The sequence below is a fragment of the Desulfovibrio sp. JY genome, assembly GCA_021730285.1.
In the GTDB taxonomy this organism is placed as follows: Bacteria; Desulfobacterota; Desulfovibrionia; order Desulfovibrionales; family Desulfovibrionaceae; genus Solidesulfovibrio.
On the sequence record CP082962.1, the window covers coordinates 4,591,263 to 4,613,191 of the forward strand.

The window sequence follows — 21,929 nt, forward strand, 5'->3', positions numbered from 1 at the left end:
CCGTCGCGCGGTCCAGACGTCCGGCCCGGCAGTGGGCGGGGCCGCCGGATGACGGCCCCGCGCCCATGGTTATTCGCCTATGGCTTGCGCAACCACCCGCAGCACCTCGTCGGCGTCAAAGGGCTTGCCGATGAAGGCCGCGGCCTTGGGGATGATGTAGGTCAGTTCCGTGTGGCCGGTGATGACGACAATGGGGATGGCGGCCAGGGACGGGTCCTTGCCGATGGCCCGGCTGACCCAGGGGCCGGTCTTGTCGGGCATCTCCACGTCCAGGGTGATGCAGTCCGGCCGGAGATCCTTTAAGAGCTCCATGGCCCGCTCCCCGCTTTCGGCGGTGACGACCTCGTAGCCGTTGTCGGTAAAAAGCGCGTCCAGGTAGTCGCGGATATTGGGATCGTCGTCGACCGTCAGTATGGTTTTCTTGCTCATGGCTCCACTTCTCCTTGTGCTTGCAAGGTCGGGTCCCGTCACGCCTCGGACGCTTCCGGCAGCTTGTCCGGGCGGTTGACGCTCACAACGGGACAGGTGGCGCGCACCAGGACCTGCTCCAAAGTGCTGCCGAAGGGACGCTCGTCGGGCCCCTCGTCGGGATCGACGTTCCGGGTGTGGTGGGCCATGACGATGAGGTCGGCCTGCCGTTCCCGGGCGAACTTGACGATCTCCACATAGGGCGATCCTTCCCAGACCTCAATACTGGCGCGCTTGGCCAGGTCGCCGAGTTTCGCGGCGTATTCGACCTGGATCTTGCGCCGGGCTTCGGCCAGCCGGCCCTCGATGCCCTCCTGGGTCAGCGCGATGGGCGACTGGAGCCGGTCGAGGTCCAGGCAGTGAAACAGATGCAGTTCGCCGTCGACATCGCGGGTGATGCTCTGGGCGAGCTTGAAAGCCGACTGCGACGCCTTGGAGAAGTCGGTGGCGAACACGATGTTGGAAAACCCGCCCCAAAACGAGGCGGCCGGACGCGAGACGGTCAGGACCGGACAGCGGGCGGCCTTGGCCACCTTGCGGTGGGTGCCGCCGATGACGCCCCGGCGGTAGAAGCCGCCGACCTCGACGCCGGCGCGCCGGGCGCCCATGACGATGAGGTCCGCGTCCTCCTTGCGGGCGGCGCGCAGCACCTCGCGCGAGGGATTGCCCACGGCGATCTCGATGCGGGCGTTCTTGCAGGCCGAGAGCTGGATGGCATAGGTGGTGCGCAGTTCCTCGCGCACGCCCTCCAGGTACTCCTCGTCGGGGTCCACTTCCTCGCCGGTGCGCACGTCGAGCACCAGGTTGCTGTCGCCCTTGCCCGGAATGCCCAGGCAATGGAACACCACGATCTCCGAACCGTAGCGGCCCGCCATATCGAAGGCCACGCGGGCGGCGCTGTCGCAATCCGGCGCGCCCGAAGTCGCAAACACTATCTTGCCAAACATACCCGACCCCCATTACGCGTGAGAGGTGCGTTGTTCATTGCCGCGCCATCGTCGGTGCTATGCATCGCCATCGTCGTCCTTGGGTTTCAAGTGTTCCGGCACGACGACCATTTTAATGAGCAACGGCTTGAGGAACGACCAGTCGATGCCGATGCGGTACTCTTCCTCCAGGTCCCGGATGGCGTCCCAGCAGTTGTGGCAGGGCGAGATGACGAGCTTGGCCCCGGTGGCGAGGATCTGGTCGCGCTTGGTCAAAAGCGCCTTGTTGCGCTGGGGACGGAACTTGCCGATGCCGTTGAACCCGCCGCCGCCGCCGCAACAGTAGTTGTGCTCCTTGTTGGGCGTCATCTCGCGCAGATAGCCGGGCTCGACGATGTAGGAGAGAATCTCGCGAGCGGTCTCGGCCAGGCCCCAGTTGCGCACGTAGTTGCAGGAGTCCTGGTAGGTGACCGGGACCTTGATGCGCTTGGTGGGGTCGATTTTCAGCTTGCCGGTGCGCAGCGCCTCGGCCACCCACTGCACGTAGTGGATGTAGGGACGCGGCGGCTGGCCGTCGGGACGACCGGCCCAGTACGGGCCCTCGACGACGGTTGCCCGGTGGGCGTGGCCGCATTCCGTGCCGATGACCCGCTTGGGGCGCAGGCGCTCGATGGCGGCGTAGACGTTTTGGACCTGCAGCTTGCAGGCTTCCCAGTCGCCAGCGAACATGGCCAGGCTCGTTTGTTCCCAGCCTTCCGAAGGCACTGTCCAGTTCTCCCCGGCGATATGGAAGAGGATGGCCGCCTCGGCCAGATCCTCGGGATAGTGCTTGGGCTCGCGGGCATTGCACGTGTACATGATGTCCGCGTCTTCCTTGTCGATGGGAATCTCGAGACCGGGCCAGTCGTCCTGCTGCTCCTCGGCCATCCAGTCGCAGGTCTCGGTCCAGTCCTCGGTGGTGACGTCCATCTGGGCCCGGTAGACACGGTGCATGCCGGCCCCGATCTTGAGCTCCCAGGGCACGAATCCCTGGGAATAGAGCAGACCGCGCAAATACCCCATCATGATGCCGATGTCGATGCCGTGGGGGCAGTACATGGCGCAGCGGTTGCAGCAGGTGCACTGCGACCAGGCCACTTCCATGGCGTGGCGCATGAAGGCGTTGTCCACGTCGCCCTTGCGCTTGATTATCTCGCCGAGCGTCGAATGGATCTTGTAGGACGGCACCTGCTCGGGGTTGCGGTCGTTGACGAGGTACAGGAAGCAGGAATCGGCGCACAGCCCGCAGCGGGCACAGACCGAAAGCCAAGTCTTCATGCGCGACTTCATGGTCTTCTGGATGGAGGACCACAGCTTTTCGCGGTCCACTTCCAGGGATTCCATCTCTTCGTAGTATTTCTTGCCGCGGGTGTCCGAAAGAAGCGCTTTTAAGGCCTCATCGGTCGTGATCGGCTGCTTGTTGCAATAAATACCTTCAGGCATGGCTATTCTCTCCTTGGCGACGTGGCGTCGGCCTTTTTACCAGACGATGCCGCGGCCGCGCTGGCCGCCGCGCTTGACGCCGAAGTCCACCCCGATCTGGGCCCGGGAACAGAAGAACAACACCACATGGGAGAGCTTGGTGAACGGGATGGCGATAAGCCAGATCTCGCCCGTGACGATGTGGGCGAGCAGCCAGCCGGAATGGTCCCCGGACTGGTGGGCGGCGACGAACCCGGTCAGAAGCGGCGCGAGGCTGATGGCCATGACCCACAGATCATGGGCGGTGGTGATGATGCGCACCTCGGGCAGGGCGAAGCGGCGCAGCAGGATGAAGACGCCGGCCGCCATGGCGAGGACGGTCAGGGCATCGGCCAGCCCCGCCGGCAGCGTGGGCCAGGAGAGGCCGAAGCGCTCGGACACCAGCATCACGTGGGCGAAGAGAAAAAGCGGCACAATGACCAGTCCCACATGCAGCAGGAAGAAGGCGGCCGTGTAGAGCGGCTTGAGCCGCCAGCTGCGCGAGCCATACGGGGTCAGCCAGTGGAAGATGGATTTGAGCGCGCCCTTGACGGCCAGCTCGCGGTAGTAGCCGTAGGGCACGCGGTCGAGCTGCCAGTCGAGGCCCCTCACGTATTTGACGACGCGCCAGGCGCAGCCGATGACGAAGATGGCGAACGACAGCCACAGCATCGGACCCGTCAGGAATGCAAACATGGTGATCTCCTTACCGTAAAGGTCCAGGCGGCCTAGTAGCGCCGATTGCGTTCCTCGCGGCCCGTCAGGAAGTGCCAGAAGCCGACGAAACAGATCAATAAGACGCCCATGAGCACATACGTAATGGTCTTGTTGTGCAGCATCAGGTCTTGCAAGGTGTTAAACATCGTATGGTTCTCCTCTCACCCTAGTGGGACGAGTCTTTGTAGGCCGGGTGGGCGTAGAAAATCGGCATGCGCGTGACGATGAAGCGGAAGGCCAGCACGCCGACGGTGACCACGAACAGCGAGATGATGATTTCGCTCACGCTCGGAAAGTAGCGCAGCGCGCTCGGCAGCTTCCAGTTGAAGGCGACCAGGCTCACGTCGAAGCGGTTCAGGATGATGCCGATGACGGTCCAGGGCGCGGCGATGCGCACCAGTCCGATGTTGCGGTCGCGGTAACCCACGGCGTAGCAGTAGCACGGCAGCACCACGAAGCCGACGACCTCGAACAGCCACCAGGCGCCGAAGCCGGTGAAGAGGTAGTGCCAGCGGTTGTCCATGGCCAGGCCGATGAGCTTCATGGCCAGGTAGCCGGACATGATCCAGGCCGCGCCCTTGGCGAAGGCGAATTGCAGGTCCATGTAGTTGGCGTTGTAGTCGTCGTCCATCTTGTCATGGAAGTACCTGTGGGACAGCGTCCCCTCGAAGACGACCATGGACAGGCCGGCGAACATGCTCGACATGAAAAACATCACCGGCAGATACGGCGTGTACCACAGGGGATGCAGCTTGGACGGGACGATCAGGTAGAGCGCGCCGAGCGAGCTCTGGTGCAGGGTCGAGAGGATGACGCCGAGGATGGTGAGCCCCATGGTCACCTTGATCAGCACCGTGCGGTACTTGTCGAACCCGCCCAGCCATTCCAGGGCGGCCGGCAGGTATTCGATAAAGAGCACCGTCAGGTAGATGAACACGCACAGGCCGACTTCGAACAGAACCGAGGTCGTGCCCTGGGAATAGAAGATGGGGTACGGCAGGCGCCAGGGACGGCCGACGTCGTAGCCAAGGGCGAAAACGACCAGGGCGTAGCCCAAAAAGGCCGTCAGGATGGCCGGACGCACGGCGGCGTGGAAGCGCTTGAACCCGAAGATGTAGCAGGCGGCCGAGGTGGTGTAGCCGCCGGCGGCCAGCGCCACGCCGCACAGCAGGTCGAAGCCGATCCACAGGCCCCAGGGGTTGTTGTCCGACAGGTTGGTGACCGCGCCAAGGCCCATGGTGAAGCGCATGATGGTCACCACGATGCCGGCGGCCAAAATCACGCCCGCGATGATGTTGAAGGGCGTGAAAAGCGAGTTTTTGGTGTTTTCCGTCGACATTACGCGTCCTCCCCGCCTTCGGATGTCTTGGCGGCCGCTTCCAGGGCCTTTTTGACCTCGACCTCGATGCGGCGCTTGCCGGCCACCTCGGCCTTGGTCAGCTCCTCGGCCAGCTTGGCCTCGGCTTCGGCGCTGGCCTTGGCGATAGCCGCCTCGACCGCCGCCTTCTTTTCTTCCTCGGCGATTCTGTCCTTGCGCTTGCTGACGGCGTAAAGCCCGGTCAGAAGCACCGGCCAGATGCCGACCACGGCCGGCACGGCGGTCAGGGCCCCGGCCGTCAGCTCCGGCGCGGGGGTCGTGCCCAGGTGCTCGTCCATGCCGAGGGCGGCGAAAGACGGCTTCGGCGCGATATACAGCCAGCTCGTGCCGCCCATCTCGTGCTCGCCGTAGACGTGGGACACGTATTTGTCGGTATTGGCCGTGATCCGGTCCCAGGCGATGTTGAGCAGGTCCCGACGACGGCCGAACTGCAAGGCCTCCTTGGGGCAGGCCTCAACGCAGCCGGGAAGCTTTCCTTCCTTGATGCGCGGGTAGCACATGGTGCACTTCATGACCCGCGGCGTCAGGGCCTTGTTGTATTCGTAGGCCGGGATGTTGAACGGACAGGCGACCATGCAGTAACGGCAGCCGACGCACAGCGAGGCGTCGTAGACCACCGCGCCGGTCTCGGTTTTCTTGAGCGCCTTGACAAAGCAGGCCGAGGCGCAGGCCGGCTCCATGCAGTGGTTGCACTGGATCTTGCGGAAGACCGGATTTTCGCCGGCCTTCGGCGTGTATTTGTCGACCACGGTGTAGGCCGTGGCGGTCGTGCGGCGCTCGGTGTCGAGCACTGTCAAGTCGTCGAACGGTTTGTCGGGTTTGGGCAGCTCGTTGACCGTGTTGCAGGCGGCCTCGCATTTGCGGCAGCCGATGCAGCGGGAGGCGTCGAAGAGAACCCCGAACGCATTGGGCAGGCCCGCCACATCCGCGGCGTCGGAAGCCTTGGCCTTGGTCCCTGTGGTCAGGGTCACCCCGGCCGCTCCCAAAAGGCCCAGAAAGTGTCTTCGTTTCATCGTATCGCGACCTCGTCTGTTTGGCGTGCTAGTTCTTCTTTGCCGCGTGACAGCCGGTGCAGTCCGTGGATTTGGGCACGGGCTTGGCCCCGGGGGCCTTGTCCGCAACCTTGCCGCTGATGCCCATGGCCGTGTGGCAGTTCATGCACTGGTTGTGGTAGGCGGCCTTGAGGGTCGGACGGGGCGTGGCGGCTGTTCCTTCCACGGCCGGGTGGCAGTTGCCGCAGCGCGGCGGCGTCTTGGAGGCGGGGCTCATGTGGTGGCAGCCCTGGCACACGGTGGTGTCCGTGGCGTGGAAAGCGCCGGCGAGCTTGTCGCCCTTCATGCCCGCGACCAGGGACAGCACGATCTTGCGGTGGGGCAGAACCGAAGGCTGGTAGTCCTTGGCCAGCGATCCGAGGGTCACGGTTTCGGGAATGTCCTCGACCGCGATGGTGGCCGTCTCGGAACGCTTGCCGGCCAGGAGCTTCTCGGCCAGGCCCGGGGCCATGGCGGCGGCGTCCTTGTCGCGGCGTTCCATGAACTCGGCCACGGACTGTTCCAACGCGCCCTGGGGGGGCACGTGGCAGGAGCCGCACTGCGAGACGTCGCCCACGCCCTTTTTCATGGACGCGTGGCAGCCGGCGCACTCGGGCTTTTTCTGCTGCGCGGCATGGCAGCCGGCGCAGCTTTGCAGGGCCTCGACCTTGTGCATGGCCGCTTCGAGGGGCACGTAGCCGCCCTTCTCGTCGCCGGCCGGGGTGTGGCAGGCGGCGCAGGAGGTCAGCGCGGCATGGTGGCAGGAGACGCAGGTCTCGTTCTTGGATTCGTGATATTTGTGGTCAAAGGGCACCGGCGGCATGCCGTAGTCCTTGATCGGCTTGCCGTCCGCGCCGACCAGCGGTTTTTCCGCCTTGACCGGGCGGACCAGGGCGAAATCGGGCTGGCCGCGCTTGATGCGCAGGTCGGCGTCGGCCGGGACCTTTTTGCGCGACGTCTCGGCAATGGCCTTCTGGTCCAGCGGACCGTGGCAGCCGGCGCAGGTGGTTGGTCCGGTCGCCACGTCCTTGCCGCCGGCAGCGGCGATGGAACGGTGGCAGGTCACGCATTCGCCGTGGGTGGCCAGGCGCAGGGACCGGATCTTCTCGGGCTTGCGGCCCTTGACGTCGGTGCCGGATTCGGTGTGGCAGTAGACGCAGGCTCCGGGCACCTTCTCGGGGGCCGGCGCGGCGATGGTCTTGCCGGCGGCCTCATCATAGATGTGGTGGCAGGCGCCGCACTTGTTCTCGGATTCGGCCTGGGTGGCGGCGTGGCGGTAATGGAGCTTCTTGTCGACGACAAGGGGCTGCCAGTTGGAAGCCACGTCCGGGTTGCCGTTGTGGCAGCCCTTGCACTGCACGTCCGTGGGACCGGCCTTCATGCCGTCCTCGGCCATCTTCTTGTGGCAGCCGATGCAGTTGGCGTGAAAGGTTTCCTTGATCCTGTCGGCGTCCATGGGCTTGTCATCGCGCTGATAGGCCAGGAACATGGTGCCGTCCTTGTCGGACAGGTGGCAGGTGCCGCATTCCTTCTTGTAGAACTGTTTCTGTTTGCCCAAGGCGGCCGTGTGCTTGTCGTGCAGGAAGACGACCGGGGGCTGGGTGAGTGGGCCGAACTTTTTCAGTTCGTCGATGGAGAGGATGTCGGCTCGCAGCTTGTCGTCGCCCTGGGCCCTGGCCGCGCCCCCTCCAGCCATGAGTGAAAGCAGGCCGCCGGCCCCGAGCAGGGCCAGTGCGACAAGCAGCGAACCCGTGCGCTGTTTTGCGTTTTTCATACCTTCTTCGACCTTCTGCTTGACTTGTTCACGTGTCCCGTCTCCCTTGGCCTCGATCCCTTGGCGCGTGTCCGGGGTCCGTTTTTCCGGTCCGGCTCGTCGGCGTGGTCCGGGCGGAAAAAAATTAGCCTTGACAGCACCGCAAAAAATTATCACGATTTGCATGCAATACGTGAGGTACGTCATTAGCGGCTTTCGTGAAATTTGTCACCTGCTTTTTTGATTCCTGATACGAAACGTCGGGATTTAGCCCCCCGACACAACGTCGGCCCCGGCCGCGGAGGCGCTCACAAGATGGGAATAGTCCCAAAAAACAAGATAGATAGGAAAGGATTCACTGCCAAGACCGCGGACGGCGCGGCGGCGACGGTCCGATTCCTGAGCACCGAACAGCTCATCCTGCTTGATCAGGCCTTTGCGGCCTGGGTGGCCAAGGCGCGGGGGAAGCGTTCGAGTTTATCACGAAACCGTTGCAGACTCGTGTTCTTGCTCCTGCGCCATACCGGCGCCAAGCTCGGCGAGGTCCTGGCCGTGGACGATACCCAGGATTTCGACCTCGTGGCCCGCAAGGTCACCCTCGGCGGACGCGGCGAGGAGGACAGGCCCGCCCGCGAGGTCTATCTGCCCCACGAACTCCACGCCGAACTGGCCGCCATCCTGCGCGACCCGGACTACGAGCCCTATCGCGGCACGCTGCTCGCCCTGGACCAGGGCTACGTGCGCCGCGTGCTCTACGAGCGGGCCGACGATTGCGGCCTGCCCAGGCAGCTGGCCAGCCCCAACACGCTGCGCCGCTCGCGCGGCATCGAACTCTTTCGCGGCGGCGTGCCGCTCGGGGCCATCCAGCGAAGCCTCGGGCACCTGACCGCCAACTCCACGGCCGCCTTTCTGGAAATTTCCGACGGGGACCCCGCCTCCCTCGACGTGGCCCTGCTCGACACGGAAAAGGCCGCCGCCGAGGACAACTGCAACACCTTTGCCGGACGGGTCACGGCCATCACCCCCGGCGACCTGCAATCCCTGCTCGAGGTGGAGACCCCCGGCGGGCACCGGCTGGTGTCCGTGCTCTCCAACGACCACGTGAAGGCCATGGAGCTGCACCGGGGAAGCCCGGTCACGGCCCGCATCCGCCCGCCCCGCCTGTCGCGCGACGCCGAAACGGCCGCGCCCGGGCCCAACCGCTTTCGCGGCGTGGTGGAACGCGTCATGACCGGCGCGGACACTGCCGAGGTGGTGGTGCTTCTGGAGGATGGGGCCCGGGTCAGCTCCGTGGTCACCCCGGAGACCCTGGCCAACCTGCGCCTGGAAGTGGGCGAAACGGTCTGGGCCATGACCGGGGCCTTTTCCATTACGGTCAGCGCGTCGTAAGGCGGCGAAGGACAGACATGGACAGGGAACACGAAACCGGCGACGCCGGACAGGCCCGAAAGCGACAGCCCGGCAAGGGCGTCGGCGCGACGCTTCGGCGTTTCGCGGGCAGCGCCGCCCGGGTCTTCCTGCAGATCCGCTGCTCGCTTATCACCAAGCTGGCCATCATCTCCGGCGTGGCCCTCATGTTCTTTTTCTTTCTGTGGTCCCACCTCAACATCGGGGCCATGGAAAGGCTGTCCATGGAAAATACCGTCTCGGACATCAACCGCCTGGGCACCACCATCATCCTGGGGCTGCACGACTCCATGCTGACCTACGCCCCGGACGCCACCCAGGAGATCGTGCGCAACATCGGCTCCCAGACGGCGATCAAATCCATCCGCATCTACAACAAGCGCGGGGAGATCAAGTATTCCAAGGACCCGGCGGAAATCGGCACCGACACCGACATCAAGCAGGAAGCCTGCTATGTCTGCCACCGCAAGGACCCGCCGCTTTTCGACGTCGGCATCAAGGCGCGCACCCGCTTTTTCACCGACGCCCAGGACCAGAAGTGCATCGGCATCATCTTTCCCATCGTCAACGACCCGTCCTGCTCGGGCGATCCCTGCCACGTCCATCCGCCGGGCAAAAAGATTCTCGGCCTGCTGGACATGGCGGTGTCGCTGGCCGGCTCGGAAATGACGCTTTCGCGCTTCACCCGCATCAACTTCCTCATGGCCCTGGCCATTGCGGCGGCGCTGTTCTTCATCCTCTTTTTGTGCATGCACCTGCTGGTCAACGCGCCGGTGCGCAAGATGATGCGGGCCACCCGGACCATTGCCGCGGGCGGCGATTTCACCGGCGTGGACCTGCGCCAGTGCGACGAGATGGGGGAACTCGGCCGGGCGATCACCACCATGGGCCGCGAGGTCCTGGCCAAGCAGGCCGAACTGGCCCGGCAGATGAAGCGCTACCAGGACCTTTTCGAGCACGTACCCTGCGTCATCACCGTCCAGGACAAGGACCTGCGGCTGGTCAGCTACAACCAGTTTTTCGCCGGCGAGTTCCACGCCAGCCCCGGCCAGTACTGCTACAAGGCCTACAAGGGCCTCGACGCGCCCTGCCCGGGCTGCCCGGTCATGCGCACCTTCGAGGATGGGCTGCCCCACGCCACCGAGGAGATCACCCTGGACAAGGACGGCAATCCCCGCTCCTTTTTCGTCAGCACCGCCCCCATGCCCGACGCCGCCGGCAACATCGACACGGTCATGGAAATGAGCCTCGACATCACGGCCAGCAAGTACCTGGAGGCCGAACTCGAACGCTCGCGCAAGAAGTACCTGGCGATTTTCAGCTGCATTCCCACCGCCCTTTTCGTGCTGGACCGCGAGGACCTCACCATCCTCGAATGCAACGCCACGGCCGAAGAGGTCTACGGCTACACCCAGGCGGAACTTATCGGCCAGAATTTCCTGGACCTCTTTTACAACCGCGACCGCCGCGACCACGAGCGCAGCATCCGGGAACGCCACGCCATCGACCGGGCCCGCCACTGCAAAAAATCCGGGGCGATCATGTACGTCTCCATCCGCGTCTCCACCACAACCTTCCCGGACAGCCAGGTCTATCTGGTCTCGGCCACGGACATTACCCGGCGCCTCGAAACCGAGCAGCAGCTCATCCAGGCGAGCAAGATGGCGACCCTCGGCGAAATGGCCACCAGCGTGGCCCACGAGCTGAACCAGCCCATGACCGTCATCCAGACCATCGCCGAGTATCTCATGCGCAAGACGCGACGCGGGGAAGCCGTTTCGCCAGAGCTTTTCCAGGAGATGGCCGAGGGCATCGGCAAGCACATCGCCCGGGCCACCCGGATCATCACCCACATGCGCGAGTTCGGCCGCAAATCCGACCTCACCGTCGGGCCGGTGGACCTCGGCGAGGTGCTCCTGCACACCATGGAGCTCTTCAACCAGCAGCTCAAGGTCCGCAACATCGAGGTGGCGACCGACGTCACCCCGGGCCTGCCCCCGGTCTCGGCCGATGCCGGCCGGCTGGAACAGGTGTTCATGAACCTGCTTTTAAATGCCCGCGACGCCATCGAGGAGCGGGGGCCGGCCGCTGGCGACAAGGCGGAAAAGCGCATCACCCTGCGCGTGTACCGGGACGGGGACCAGGTGGCCGCCGCCATCGCCGACACCGGCCCCGGCATTGCCCCGGACATCCAGGACAAGATCTTCGAGCCCTTTTTCACCACCAAGCCCGTGGGCAAGGGGACGGGGCTCGGCCTTTCCATCAGTTACGGCATCATCAAGGATTACGGGGGCACCATCGAAATGGCCTCGGAACCGGGTCAGGGAGCCCGGTGCATCGTCCGGCTGCCGATCCGCAAGCCGGATACGCGACAGACGGCGTAACCGGGCGCAATGCGCCCGTCAGCGCCCGCCGGCCCCCCGGGACCGGCGGACAGGAACAGGCATCAACCGGGATTTTCCGGACGGCTAAGGCGCGTACGGCAGAAAACCGCGATCGGGACCGGCTCCACAAGGACAGCCGCCCCAGTGAGGAGACGAAAATGGCCAAGAAAATCATGGTAGTGGATGACGATCCGCAGATCGTCTCCTATCTCGTCACGTTGCTTGGAGACAACGGCTATGAAACCTGCAGCGCTTCGGACGGCGACGCCGCCATGGACGTGCTGGAACGCGAGAAGCCCGACTGCCTCACCCTGGACCTGGAGATGCCCCACGAGTGGGGGCCCCGGTTCTACCGCAAGTTCTCCCAGAAAGAGGAATTCAAGAACCTGCCCGTGGTGGTGATAAGCGGGCTGACCGGCCATGACATGGCCATCCGCAAGGCCGTGGCCGCCATCCACAAGCCCTTCGAACCCGAAGCCGTGCTGACGGCCGTGAAAAAGGCCTGCGGCGACTGATTCCCCTGGGGCCGGCGCGAAGGCGTCGGCCCCTTTTCTCGTCGGCGGCCAGACCTCCCCTGCTGACCTTTCGCCCGCGATCCTCTATGCTCGCCCGAAACGCGGCGCTTTTGTCTTTCCCGCCTTTCGCGCCGCGCTGCCACGGAAGAAGGAGGCCCCATGCCGGCACGCGACATCGCCGGGCGCATTGCCGCCTGGATGGACGACCGCGCCCACAACGCCCTGTTTCCGGGCTCGGATATGCCCGCCTTCGACACCCCGCTGATCGGCTATGCCGACGGCGCGGATCCGCTTTTTACGCGCATCAAAGAGGACATCGGCCCGGGGTTCTACTGGACTCCCGGGCAGGCCTTCGCCCTGGCCTTTCCGGACGACGCCCCGCCCCCCGCTGACGCATTGACCGTCATCGCCTGGATACTCCCCCAGACCGCCGCCACCCGCGCCGCCCACCGGGCCTGCCGGGATCTGCCGGACATCGCCTGGAGCCGGGCCCGCCACTACGGCGAGATGGTCAACGAACGCCTGCGCGCCTTTGTGGTCGAGACCCTCTCCCGGGACGGCATCCCGGCCGTGGCCCCTACCCTGCTCCCGGCCTGGGGGCGGCAGCTGTCCCCGCGCTTCGGCTTCGCCTCCAACTGGTCGGAACGCCATGCGGCCCATGTCTGCGGCCTGGGCACCTTCGGCCTGTCCGACGGGCTCATCACGGCGCGCGGCAAGGCGGTGCGGGTGGGGTCGGTGGTGGCGCGCATGAAAATCCCACCCACGCCACGGCCCTACGCCACGCACAACGCATGGTGTCTGGCCGCCGCCGGACGCGTCTGCCGGGCCTGCGCCAAGCGCTGTCCGGCCGGGGCCATCAGTCCCGCCGGCCACGACAAGGCCAAATGCAAGGCCTACATCCGGGGCGTGACCGCGCCCTTTGTGGAGGAAAATCAGCTCGGCTTCCGGGTCAACAGCTGCGGCCTGTGCCAGGTCGGCGTGCCCTGCGAATCGCGGAATCCTACGGAAAGGAAGAAAAAAGAGGGTGCGAGAGGGGAAACCCTTTAAAAATGGTTCTCCCCTCTCGCGCTCTCCCCTTCCTAAATCTTTTATCTTTTAAATAGTTACACTATCTTTTTTTTGCGTAAGGAGGGGACGAGACGAGAAAAATGCGTACTCGAAACCTCCCTCCGAGATTCCCTACCGGCAGTACAGCTGCCGGTAATCACGCCCTTCCGTTGCCACCAAAAGAAACGGGCGGTCCGAAAGGACCGCCCGCCATGAATCGGAGAGAACCTCGCGCCTAGCCGTGCGCGCCGGGAAAAAACTCGGCGCTCACGAAGTACAGCACGAAGAGCAGGACCACGCCCAGACTGATGCTCCAGGCGATCAGCTTCTTTTCGATGGGCAGAAGCGGTTCCCATTCCATCTGGGAAAGCTCTTCGGAAAAGCTCGCGTCTTTGACTTCAGGCTCCATGCATGCCTCCTTGCTTGTGTCGGGTGTGGATCAGGACGCCAGAGGCGGCTTGACTCCGTGGAAGAAGAGCCACGAGATGAAAAGGCCGATCCAGATGATGAAGCCGAAAAGGCTCACAATGTAGACCAGCGCCAGCCTGCCGATACCCTCGTCCCACAGCTTCTTGAAGTTGGACACCACACCGATGGTGAAAAACGTCAGTACGAAGAAGATGGCCCGGAAAGGACCGGTGTCGCCGATGGCCGTCTTGCCCATCTTGAGCAGGTCGCCGCCCTTGGCGCACAAAAGCAACATGATGAGGAAGGTGATGACGTAACCGAGCACGAAGCGCGGGAAACGGTCGAGGATCGCGCCGAGCTTCATGCGCTCCCCGGGCTTGCATTCGATCATGGTGCACCAGATGGCGGCCAGGACGAAGGCCCACACGCCGATGAACACGTCGATGAAGATCTTGATGGTGGTGGCCGCCATGGTGATCCAGCCCGGCTGGTAGTTCACCCCGTTCACGGCCATGGCCTGGGCGCGAACGAGCGCGTCGGTGATGACGCCCGAGGCGATGGCGCCGCCGTCGGACTTGACGGCCAGGCCCATCCAGGCGCCGGCCACCATGGGCTCGTTGTACATCCAGTGCTGGGCCACGAAAGGCAGGATCAACATTTCCACGCAGGTGAATACCACGACCAGCGAGGAAACCATGATGGGGACGATGGGCCGGGCGCGGATGGCGCCGCCGGTGGCGATGGCGGCGGACACGCCGCAGATCGAGATGCCGGAGGCGAGCGGCGCGGCCCACTCACGGCTGAACTTGAAGTATTTCCGGGAGATGTAATAGACCAGGGCCCAGTAGATGAGGTAGGCCTCGACGATGGCGCAAAGGCCTCGGAAGATGACCGCCGAAGCCAGACCCAGGGCGTCGACCGACTTGACGCCGAGCTCCGCGCCCAGGATGACGATGGCGATCTTGACGAACATCTCGGGCTTGAGGGCAGGCTTCAGCTTCTCGGCCAGCCCCGGCATGAAGTTGCCGATGAAGATGCCGACCAGAAGCGCCACGATAAAGCCCGCCTCGCCGGTCAGCCCCATGGCCCATTTGAGGTTGTACTTCGCCAGCTGGTTGGGCGTGGCCGCGACGACGGCATAGTGCCCGATGGCGAAGCAGAAAAAGCCGATGAAAAAGACCAGCGTGAAGCTGACCATGAAGCGTTTGGCGTCACCGCCGAGCGCCCGGATGCCGAAAGCCAGCATCACCGTGACGAAAATCCAGGTCAAAATCAGCGACAGCACCCCGGACATGCCCTTGTAGGCGCCCGTGGCCGCCGAGAACATCTGGCCCGGCTCCATCCACACGTTGGACTTGACGGCCCAGCCCAGCGGATCGACGCCGCCGAAGTTGAAAAGCGACAAGCCAAATAGGACAAGCCCCAGGATCAGGGCCAGCTTGTCTTCCGTAAGCCATTTTTTTTCCGCCATAACTCCCTCCTCTTGCATTGACGATGACGCAACGCGACGCGCAACCGACCGCGATAAGGCCATCCCGTGGCATCCCTCCCGGATACCGTCCGGGTGGCCGACCTCGCCGCGCCGATCGCTCCCGCAAGCCGGCGGACATCCGGCGGCCCGCGATTGCTTCGTCCTCCCCTGCCGTCCCCGGGCGAATCCGCCGCCGAAAGCGTCTCCCAAACGCCCTGTGGCAAACATCACGCCGGACCGGGTCCGAGAGACCCGTCAGTCGCCTTAAGCAAGTCCGGGACCAATTCCTTTTCCATTGGCAACATTTTGTATTTACAAGATTTTTAAAACCTGCTCCAATCAAGGTGCCAACTCCGGTTAGCACCCCGTAGCCGGGCGGTTGCATTGCCTTTTTCCCCCAGCCGCCCCAAAAGAGGATCAAGGGGGATCTCATGGCCAAGCAGCACCCCAAAACCATTAAACATCGCTTCGTGGTCGGCCTTTCCGTCATCATGGCCGTGCTCGGCATGTTCTTTGCCGTGGTCATTTCCATGAACCTGCGCAACCAGCTCGTCACCGACACCGAGCACAAGGCCTCGCTGGTGCTCTCCCAGGCCGAGGCGGTCCAGACCTACATCCGCCACGTCCTGCGGCCGTCCATGTACGAGCTTTTGCCCCCGGACGGATTCCTGCTCGAGGCCATGTCCACCTCGTTCGTCACGCGCCGGGTGATGAGCGACCTAAACGCCCAGGGCGACCAGTTCCGCTACCGCCGGGTGGCGGTGCGGGCGCGAAACCCCGATTACGAGGCCGACGCCTTCGAGCGGGCGCTCATCGACCGGTTCGCCAAGGACCCGGAGCTGACACGGGTGGAGGAAATCACCGAACGCGACGGGGAAGAGGTGTTCGTGGCCGCCCGGCCGGTGCGCCTGGAGGCCTCGTGCCTGCACTGCCACGGCGACCCGGCCGTCGCGCCCAAGGCGCTCATCGACCGCTACGGGGACAAGCGGGGCTTCTGGCGACACGAGAACGAGCTTGTGGGTGTGGACGCCGTGACCATGCCCGTGGCCGGGGCGTTGGGGCAGATCAAGGGGGCGACCTTCAGCTTCGTGGCCCTTTTCGCCCTGGGGCTCGGCGTCTTTTACCTGACGGTGCAGCTTTTCTTCGACCGGCTGGTGGTGGTCAACCTGCGCCGGGTCACGGACGTGATGCGCCGCTATTTCCCCAAGGAAGTCGGCGAGGAGCCGAGCGAGCCTCCGGGCGAAGGCGAGATCGAGGAAATCTACGCCGGCATCGAGGCCTTTGCCTCGCGGCTCAAGGAGGCGCGCGGCAAGATCGAGGACCACGCCCAGGACCTGGAGCGCACGGTCACGGCCAGAACGAAGGAACTCGCCCACGAGGCCGACGAGCGCCGCTCCGACGTGGCGCTTTTCGTGGAGCTTTTAAGCATCCTCAACATGTCCCAGACCAGGGCCGAGCTTTTGACCGGCGCCCTGGCCCGCATCGCCGAACGCTTCGGCGCCCGGGCCGTGGCCTACGAGTGCGAATTTTCCGGCGGCGGGTCGGTTTCCTGGCCGCCCGGGGAGACCCCGCCGCCGCCCCCTGCCGCGTGGCGCAAGCTGGTGGCCGAGGACCGCCTGCATCTGGCCGGCGATGCGGCCTTTATCCCGGTGCGCACGACAGACGTCAGCCGGGGACTTTTGCGCCTCTACTTTCCGCCCGACGGTCCCGGCCCGGACAGCGAGGCCGCCGAACTCTACCGGGCCATCGGCCAGCAACTCGGCATCGCCCTGGAAAACCTCGACGCCATCAATTCGCTTTTGGGCCAAAACGCCCTGCTCGGCTCCATCTTCGACGGCATCTCCGATCCGCTGGCCCTGGTCGACAGTTCCTTCGGCATCATCCTGGCCAACGAACCGGCCCGGGAACTGGCCAGGGCGCTGCAACAGGAGCTTGCCGGCGCGGTCGCCCTGCCGCCCGTGGCCGTCCCCGGAGCCCCCCTGCGCCTGCCGCCGGAAGTCTTCGGCCCCACTCCGGGCGACGACGCGGTCGGCGCCGCCGCCATGGTGCGCATCGACCCGACCATTTCCACCATCGACCTGCCCGACGGCCGCTCGTTCGCCGTCACCCGCTATCCCCTGGCCTCCCCCAACGGCCAGGACGGGCGCATGGTGGTCTACGCCCGCGAAAACACGGCTGAACGGCGCATGCGCGAACAGATGCGCCAGACCGAAAAGCTCGTGGCCGTGGGCAAGCTGGCCGCCGGGCTGGCCCACGAGATCAACAACCCCCTTGGCGTCATCGCCTGCTATGCCGAGCTGTTGCGCCAAAACGAGACCGATCCCCAGGCCCTGGACGACCTGGCCGTCATCGAACGCCACGCCGTCATGGCCAAGAAAGTCCTGCGCGACCTGCTCGATTTCGCCCGGCCAAGACAGGCCTCCACCGGCCCCTGCGACATCGCCGCGCTCTTAAAAAGCCTCTCGCGCCTGTTCGAAGTCCAGGCCCAAGCCCGAAAAGTGCGCCTCGAAACCAGCATCGCCGCCAACCTGCCCGTGGCCAGGGCCGATGCCTCGGCCTTGGAACAGGTGCTGTCCAACCTGCTTTTAAACGCCCTGGACGCGGTCTCCCCGGAAACGGGCGAGGTCCGCATCGCCGCCCGTCCCGGCCCGGACGACGACAGCGTCAGCATCCTGGTCTCGGACAACGGCCCGGGCATCCCCCCGGAAGACCTGACGCGCATCTTCGACCCGTTTTTCACCACCAAGGAGGCCGGACGCGGCTCGGGCCTGGGATTGGCCGTGGTGTTCGGCCTGCTGCGCGACATGGGCGGCCGGGTGGAAGTGGAAAACGCCGACGGCGCGGTCTTCACCGTCATCCTGCCGGCCTGCGGGCCCGCCTGTCAGGAGGAAGCCTCATGAACGGCACACCCCGTGTGCTCATCGTCGACGACCAGCCGGATTTCGCCAAGGGGCTCGTGCGGCTTCTGGCCAAGAAACTGCCGGGCGCATCCCTTGGCTGCGTGCTCTCGGGCGAGGAAGCCCTGGCCGACCTCGCCCGCGCCCCCTGCGCCGTGCTGGTGACCGACCTGCGCATGCCCGGCATCTCAGGCCTGGACCTGCTGGGGGCCGCCCTTGAGCGCGACGCCAACCTGGGCGTGGTCCTTCTCACCGCCCACGGCGACATCGACACCGCCGTGGCCGCGCTCAAGGCTGGCGCCTACGATTTCCTGACCAAACCCGTGGACTCCGAACACCTGGCCCGGGTCATCGCCAAGGGCCTGGAACGGGCGGAACTGCTGGCCGAAAACATTCGGCTGCGGGCGGTGGTCGCGGCCTGTGGCGGCGAGACCGGCCTGCTCGGCCAGTCGCCAGCCATGGAGCAGGTCAAGGAAGCCATCGCCGCCGTGGCCGGCTCGGACTACACCGTGCTCATCCGGGGCGAATCCGGCACCGGCAAGGAACTGGCCGCCCGGGCCGTGCACAGCCTGTCGCGGCGCGCCTCGGGACCGTTTCTCTCGGTCAACTGCCCGGCCATCCCGGACCAACTCCTCGAAAGCGAACTCTTCGGTCACGTGCGCGGCGCGTTCACCGGCGCCGAACGCGACCGGCGCGGGCTTTTCACCTCCGCCAACGGCGGCGTCATCGTGCTCGACGAAATCGGCGACATCCCCATGAGCGTGCAGACCAAACTCCTGCGCGTGCTCCAGGAACGCGAGGTGCGCCCCGTCGGCTCCAACAAGTCCGTTCCCGTGGACGTGCGCATCCTGGCCTCCACCAACCAGGACCTGGAAAGCAAAATCGCCGACAAGACCTTCCGCGAAGACCTCTACTACCGCTTGAACGTTTTGACCGTGCGCCTGCCGCCCCTGCGCGAGCGCCGCGAGGACATCCCGCTTCTGGCCACCGCCTTTCTGGCCCGGGCCTGCCGTGAAACCGGCATAGGCGAAAAGGGATTCTCCGCCGAAGGCCTTGCCGCCCTGTCCGGCCGGGAATGGCCCGGCAACGTGCGCGAACTGCTCAACTTCGTGCGCCGGCTCACCGTCTTCTGCCGGGGCGACGTCATCGGTCCCGCCGCCATCGCCGCCGCCGACCCTGGCCAGGGCGACCCGGCCGATGCCGATAACGACGACGACACCCCCACGCCCTACCTCGAAGCCAAGGCCCGGGTCGTCGACGCCTTCACCCGGCGCTATGTCGAACGGCTGCTGGGCCAGACCCACGGCAACGTCTCCGAAGCGGCAAGGGTTTCGGGACTGGAACGCGTGTCATTGCAGAAGATATTGCGCCGGTTGGGCATCGCGGCCGACGGGTATCGGTAGGGGAGGAGAAGGAGGAGGCGAAGAACCGGGGCGCTGCCCCGGACCCCGCCGGGAGGCCACGGGCCCCCCGGTCCCCCCTTCCCGGCTCTGGTCGGGCGGGAGGTGGGTTGGCTGCCGGGAAGGCGGAGGTGGAGAAGATGGAGGCTGAATTTGTCGGGACGATGCCGCCGCTTACGCGGCAGGCTCGCCCCGAGCAAATTCAGCCTCCACCACGCCGGTCGCCCCTTTGGGGCGACATTCGGAGAACAGCTCTTCTTTCTTAAATGCGGCGCTTCGCCGCTGGCGTGGTTGTCGCCGCAATCGCGTCCGGCGTCGAGGCGCGACAGCGCCTCGTGCCGCCGGGCCGATTGCGGCGACAAGACCTACTGACCGAACTTCCGCCTACCATCCCGACCCGGTAAAAGGGGGTCCGGGGGACATCAAGTCCCCCGGCGGTGGGGTCCAGGGGAGGCAGCGCCTCCCTTGGCCGCCGGAGGCACCTCCCCCTGCCGCCTATCGCTTCACCGCCACGGCCGTCAGCACCCCCGCGCCGATGAGCGACCCACCGCCGACGCGGCGCAGCGTGCCGACGAAGCGGGGATCGCGGATGCGGCCGCCGATGGTGCCGGCGAGCAGCGCGTAGGCGGTGGTGTTGACCGCGCCAAGCAGGACGAAGGTCGTGCCGAGAAACGCCAGTTGCGGCAGGGCCGGGGCCTGCGGGCTCACGAACTGGGGCAGGAAGGCCACGAAGAAGAGGATGGTCTTGGGATTGAGCACGGTGACCGTGAAGGCATGGACGAATTTGCGCCCGGCCGGGCATGGAGCCGGGGACATGGCGGCATCGTTGCCCGAGCGCAGCATACCGATGCCGAGCCAGACGAGATAGACCGCGCCGACGACCTTGACCACGGTGAAGGCGGCGGCCGAGGCGGAGAGCAGCGCGCCGAGTCCGGCCAGGGAGCCGGCGCAGGCCACGGCGTCGCCAAGGCACACGCCGGTCACCAGGGACCAGACGGATTTGCGGCCCTCGGCCAGACCGTAGCCGATGACCATGAGCACGGTGGGACCGGGAAAAACGAGCAGAACGGAGGCCGCCACGATAAACGCCAGATACAATGGTAATGTCATACCCTCACCACAATGCCTTGCCTGAACATGTTGAGAAAACCAGCCGAAATGCGCCGGAAGAAATGGTTCTGCGGCGCGATCATTTCGAGTCCTTCCGGGAGTTCCGTAGCCGCGCCCGATCAAGCCTGTCCCGGAGAGTCGTCTCCGGGTGCTCCTTCCAGCTCCGATTCCACGAATGCGGCCGGATCCGCGCAAAAGTCGCGAAGCAATTTGAAATGTTCGGTCTGCTCCACGCGCACGGGTTCGAGGCCGGACTTGGAGAGGAGCAGGAGTCGGGCGGAGGGATAGGCCATAAGCAACGGAGAATGTGTCGCCATGATCACCTGACACCGCCCCATCCGCTCCATACGACGCAGCAACCTCAGAAACAGGACTTGCCGGGATGGAGAAAGCGCCGATTCCGGTTCGTCAAAAATGAAGATGCCTTGGCGGTCGCACCGTTCGTCAAAAAAACGGAGGAAACCTTCCCCATGCGAATGGGAGAGAAAATCCGGCGGCACCCCGAAGGCCTCGATCGCGGCCCGATCAAGATAGCGGGCGACCGTAAAGAAGCTCTCGGCCTTAAAAAACCAACCCGTGGTGATCTTCGGCAGCCAGCTCGCCCGAAGCGCGTCGGCAAGGCGTCCGCCGCTCACTTCGAGCGCCCCGGAATGGTCCACCGGCATGTAGCCCTTGCCGCCGCCGGCATCGTCGTACCCCGCCAGGGCCGCGATACCCTCGAGGAGCGTTGATTTACCGGTGCCGTTCTCTCCCACGACGATCGTGATCGCCTTGTCGAAGGACAACTCGAATCCGGGCACAAAAAGCGGCAGACAAAATGGATACGCTTTCGGGTCGGGGACCGAAGACGTGTCCAGCCAGATCCGCTTGAGGTAGGGCGCCGGCAGGTTGATGGGACGGTATCTCCGACTCATTTCACACTTTTCCCTATACTTGATGCCGGCGGCCATCCTGCGCCGGTGCGCCGGGTGGCGGTCTCCCCGCCGGATCTTCTTAAAACAGAAAATCCAATATACTCGCAACCCCAAAAAAACATGCGCCCATCCGTAATTGGCAGGTGCTTCGCAAGGCAACCAACTTTTCTGTAATTTCGATTGCATCGAATAGGAACTTATCTTATGCTTTACTCCCAAGCTTCATAAGATATCGAATACATGCCAATGTAACATATTACTTTTAAAAATAAAACATCACGCACAGTGGACAACTCCGATACGGCAGAAAGACGAGGCGCATACCGACATGTATTGACCTTTAAACTTTGAAGGAGGCCAATATGGAAGTGCCCAGCAAAAGCAACAAGACCTGGCATGACATTGTAACAGGCAAAAAAGTGTTTCAGTTGAAGTTTCTTGCCGCCAAAATCCTCCTCGGCAGGTTGACGCGATCAGCCAAGGATGACCCTTCACCAGGCAATATCGATACATGCATCGATCAACTCTACAATATTTTTGTCAACAATAAAAGCATGCCAAGCGTGCAGGATGATCTGAAAACAATTTTCGGCTAGGAGGGCA

The 21,929-nt window shown here is 64.6% G+C and carries 18 protein-coding genes; 7 read left to right on the forward strand and 11 right to left on the reverse strand.

The window, feature by feature from the left end; translation table 11 throughout:
* Window positions 1–69: 69 nt before the first annotated feature.
* From K9F62_20585 to K9F62_20615, 7 genes are all read right to left on the reverse strand, one after another.
* The gene (locus K9F62_20585) at window positions 70–429 is read right to left on the reverse strand and encodes a response regulator (GenBank protein UJX41045.1); all 360 of its coding nucleotides are present in this window, start codon (window positions 427–429) and stop codon (window positions 70–72) included.
* A 38-nt stretch (window positions 430–467) separates the two neighbouring features.
* The gene (locus K9F62_20590) at window positions 468–1,415 is read right to left on the reverse strand and encodes a universal stress protein (protein UJX41046.1); all 948 of its coding nucleotides are present in this window, start codon (window positions 1,413–1,415) and stop codon (window positions 468–470) included.
* Window positions 1,416–1,472: 57 nt separating this feature from the next.
* A complete protein-coding gene (locus K9F62_20595; GenBank protein UJX41047.1) occupies window positions 1,473–2,876 on the reverse strand; it encodes a (Fe-S)-binding protein in 1,404 nt (467 codons plus the stop codon).
* Window positions 2,877–2,912: 36 nt separating this feature from the next.
* Complete coding sequence (locus K9F62_20600; GenBank protein ID UJX41048.1) at window positions 2,913–3,590, reverse strand: hypothetical protein; 678 nt, start codon at window positions 3,588–3,590, stop codon at window positions 2,913–2,915.
* 187 nt (window positions 3,591–3,777) lie between these two features.
* Window positions 3,778–4,950, reverse strand: a complete 1,173-nt coding sequence (hybB, locus tag K9F62_20605) for a Ni/Fe-hydrogenase cytochrome b subunit (protein ID UJX41049.1) — start codon at window positions 4,948–4,950, stop codon at window positions 3,778–3,780.
* Window positions 4,950–6,002 carry a 4Fe-4S dicluster domain-containing protein gene (locus K9F62_20610; GenBank protein ID UJX41050.1) on the reverse strand — a complete coding sequence of 351 codons (1,053 nt, stop codon included), beginning with the start codon at window positions 6,000–6,002 and terminating at the stop codon, window positions 4,950–4,952. Before K9F62_20610 ends, hybB begins: the two co-directional genes overlap by 1 nt.
* Before the next feature lie 28 nt (window positions 6,003–6,030).
* Window positions 6,031–7,794: a cytochrome c family protein gene (locus K9F62_20615; GenBank protein UJX41051.1), complete on the reverse strand. Its 1,764-nt coding sequence runs from the start codon at window positions 7,792–7,794 to the stop codon at window positions 6,031–6,033.
* A 294-nt stretch (window positions 7,795–8,088) separates the two neighbouring features.
* Between K9F62_20615 and K9F62_20620 the strand changes: the two genes are divergently transcribed.
* The 4 genes from K9F62_20620 to K9F62_20635 all read left to right on the forward strand — a co-directional run bounded on the left by K9F62_20620 (window position 8,089) and on the right by K9F62_20635 (window position 13,126).
* A complete protein-coding gene (locus tag K9F62_20620; protein ID UJX41052.1) occupies window positions 8,089–9,162 on the forward strand; it encodes a TOBE domain-containing protein in 1,074 nt (357 codons plus the stop codon).
* A 17-nt stretch (window positions 9,163–9,179) separates the two neighbouring features.
* Window positions 9,180–11,564 carry a PAS domain S-box protein gene (locus K9F62_20625; protein UJX41053.1) on the forward strand — a complete coding sequence of 795 codons (2,385 nt, stop codon included), beginning with the start codon at window positions 9,180–9,182 and terminating at the stop codon, window positions 11,562–11,564.
* Between the two features lie 158 nt (window positions 11,565–11,722).
* Complete coding sequence (locus tag K9F62_20630; GenBank protein UJX41054.1) at window positions 11,723–12,079, forward strand: response regulator; 357 nt, start codon at window positions 11,723–11,725, stop codon at window positions 12,077–12,079.
* A 159-nt stretch (window positions 12,080–12,238) separates the two neighbouring features.
* Entirely contained in the window at window positions 12,239–13,126 is an 888-nt protein-coding gene (locus K9F62_20635) for a 4Fe-4S ferredoxin (GenBank protein ID UJX41055.1), read from the forward strand.
* Window positions 13,127–13,361: 235 nt separating this feature from the next.
* Here K9F62_20635 and K9F62_20640 read toward each other — a convergent pair whose 3' ends face one another.
* Window positions 13,362–13,535, reverse strand: coding sequence for a hypothetical protein (locus K9F62_20640; GenBank protein UJX41056.1), 174 nt, complete (start codon window positions 13,533–13,535; stop codon window positions 13,362–13,364).
* Window positions 13,536–13,565: 30 nt separating this feature from the next.
* The gene (locus K9F62_20645; protein ID UJX41057.1) at window positions 13,566–15,005 is read right to left on the reverse strand and encodes a YeiH family protein; all 1,440 of its coding nucleotides are present in this window, start codon (window positions 15,003–15,005) and stop codon (window positions 13,566–13,568) included.
* A 431-nt stretch (window positions 15,006–15,436) separates the two neighbouring features.
* Here K9F62_20645 and K9F62_20650 point away from each other — a divergent pair, with 431 nt between their 5' ends.
* A complete protein-coding gene (locus K9F62_20650) occupies window positions 15,437–17,905 on the forward strand; it encodes a DUF3365 domain-containing protein (protein ID UJX41058.1) in 2,469 nt (822 codons plus the stop codon).
* Window positions 17,902–19,305, forward strand: coding sequence for a sigma-54 dependent transcriptional regulator (locus K9F62_20655; GenBank protein UJX41059.1), 1,404 nt, complete (start codon window positions 17,902–17,904; stop codon window positions 19,303–19,305). The genes K9F62_20650 and K9F62_20655 overlap by 4 nt, the downstream gene beginning before the upstream one ends.
* A 492-nt stretch (window positions 19,306–19,797) precedes the next feature.
* Here the strand turns inward: K9F62_20655 and K9F62_20660 are convergent, their stop codons facing one another.
* Together K9F62_20660 and K9F62_20665 are read right to left on the reverse strand one after the other, a co-directional pair.
* On the reverse strand, window positions 19,798–20,412 hold the full coding sequence (locus tag K9F62_20660; protein ID UJX41060.1) for a LysE family translocator: 615 nt from the start codon (window positions 20,410–20,412) through the stop codon (window positions 19,798–19,800).
* Window positions 20,413–20,531: 119 nt separating this feature from the next.
* A complete protein-coding gene (locus K9F62_20665; protein ID UJX43271.1) occupies window positions 20,532–21,326 on the reverse strand; it encodes an AAA family ATPase in 795 nt (264 codons plus the stop codon).
* Between the two features lie 362 nt (window positions 21,327–21,688).
* On the opposite strand from K9F62_20665, the gene K9F62_20670 reads away from it, so the two are divergent.
* A complete protein-coding gene (locus K9F62_20670; GenBank protein ID UJX41061.1) occupies window positions 21,689–21,922 on the forward strand; it encodes a hypothetical protein in 234 nt (77 codons plus the stop codon).
* Window positions 21,923–21,929: the final 7 nt, after the last annotated feature.

What these genes read in the sequence shown, in the direction of transcription:
- K9F62_20585 (UJX41045.1), bottom strand. Translation starts at nt 429, where the DNA reads ATGAGCAAGAAAACCATACTGACGGTCGACGACGATCCCAATATCCGC.
- K9F62_20590 (UJX41046.1), bottom strand. Translation starts at nt 1,415, where the DNA reads ATGTTTGGCAAGATAGTGTTTGCGACTTCGGGCGCGCCGGATTGCGAC.
- K9F62_20595 (UJX41047.1), bottom strand. Translation starts at nt 2,876, where the DNA reads ATGCCTGAAGGTATTTATTGCAACAAGCAGCCGATCACGACCGATGAG.
- K9F62_20600 (UJX41048.1), bottom strand. Translation starts at nt 3,590, where the DNA reads ATGTTTGCATTCCTGACGGGTCCGATGCTGTGGCTGTCGTTCGCCATC.
- hybB (UJX41049.1), bottom strand. Translation starts at nt 4,950, where the DNA reads ATGTCGACGGAAAACACCAAAAACTCGCTTTTCACGCCCTTCAACATC.
- K9F62_20610 (UJX41050.1), bottom strand. Translation starts at nt 6,002, where the DNA reads ATGAAACGAAGACACTTTCTGGGCCTTTTGGGAGCGGCCGGGGTGACC.
- K9F62_20615 (UJX41051.1), bottom strand. Translation starts at nt 7,794, where the DNA reads ATGAAAAACGCAAAACAGCGCACGGGTTCGCTGCTTGTCGCACTGGCC.
- K9F62_20620 (UJX41052.1), top strand. Translation starts at nt 8,089, where the DNA reads ATGGGAATAGTCCCAAAAAACAAGATAGATAGGAAAGGATTCACTGCC.
- K9F62_20625 (UJX41053.1), top strand. Translation starts at nt 9,180, where the DNA reads ATGGACAGGGAACACGAAACCGGCGACGCCGGACAGGCCCGAAAGCGA.
- K9F62_20630 (UJX41054.1), top strand. Translation starts at nt 11,723, where the DNA reads ATGGCCAAGAAAATCATGGTAGTGGATGACGATCCGCAGATCGTCTCC.
- K9F62_20635 (UJX41055.1), top strand. Translation starts at nt 12,239, where the DNA reads ATGCCGGCACGCGACATCGCCGGGCGCATTGCCGCCTGGATGGACGAC.
- K9F62_20640 (UJX41056.1), bottom strand. Translation starts at nt 13,535, where the DNA reads ATGGAGCCTGAAGTCAAAGACGCGAGCTTTTCCGAAGAGCTTTCCCAG.
- K9F62_20645 (UJX41057.1), bottom strand. Translation starts at nt 15,005, where the DNA reads ATGGCGGAAAAAAAATGGCTTACGGAAGACAAGCTGGCCCTGATCCTG.
- K9F62_20650 (UJX41058.1), top strand. Translation starts at nt 15,437, where the DNA reads ATGGCCAAGCAGCACCCCAAAACCATTAAACATCGCTTCGTGGTCGGC.
- K9F62_20655 (UJX41059.1), top strand. Translation starts at nt 17,902, where the DNA reads ATGAACGGCACACCCCGTGTGCTCATCGTCGACGACCAGCCGGATTTC.
- K9F62_20660 (UJX41060.1), bottom strand. Translation starts at nt 20,412, where the DNA reads ATGACATTACCATTGTATCTGGCGTTTATCGTGGCGGCCTCCGTTCTG.
- K9F62_20665 (UJX43271.1), bottom strand. Translation starts at nt 21,326, where the DNA reads ATGAGTCGGAGATACCGTCCCATCAACCTGCCGGCGCCCTACCTCAAG.
- K9F62_20670 (UJX41061.1), top strand. Translation starts at nt 21,689, where the DNA reads ATGGAAGTGCCCAGCAAAAGCAACAAGACCTGGCATGACATTGTAACA.